The sequence below is a fragment of the Paenibacillus terreus genome, assembly GCF_042138595.1.
In the GTDB taxonomy this organism is placed as follows: Bacteria; Bacillota; Bacilli; order Paenibacillales; family Paenibacillaceae; genus Paenibacillus; species Paenibacillus terreus.
The window spans coordinates 1-320 of record NZ_JBHIRX010000052.1 but is presented as its reverse complement, the minus strand read 5'-3'; the positions used below and the strand labels follow the sequence as shown (position 1 = coordinate 320).

Sequence of the window (320 nt, the reverse complement as noted above, 5' to 3'; positions counted from 1 at the left end):
CGGGACGACACGATTTGAACATGCGACCCCCTGGTCCCAAACCAGGTGCTCTACCAAGCTGAGCTACGTCCCGTTATAAATGCCGGTAAGAGGACTCGAACCTCCACGGTTTCCCTCACGATTTTGAGTCGCGCGCGTCTGCCAATTCCGCCATACCGGCTTATTTATTAAAATATGTTCTTTGACTCCGACGAATTCATTCGTTCGAATCCAGTCGGTGGATTTAGCAATTCCATGAAGTTATAATGGCGTCCCCTGAGAGATTCGAACTCCCGACCTTTTGATTCGTAGTCAAACGCTCTATCCAGCTGAGCTAAGGG

2 tRNA genes are annotated in these 320 nt (G+C 49.7%); both read right to left on the bottom strand.

From position 1 onward, the window contains the following. Positions 1–73, bottom strand: a tRNA-Pro gene (locus ACE5KN_RS31105). A gap of 7 nt (positions 74–80) precedes the next feature. Further along, a tRNA-Leu gene (locus tag ACE5KN_RS31100) sits at positions 81–160 on the bottom strand. Positions 161–320 lie beyond the last annotated feature (160 nt).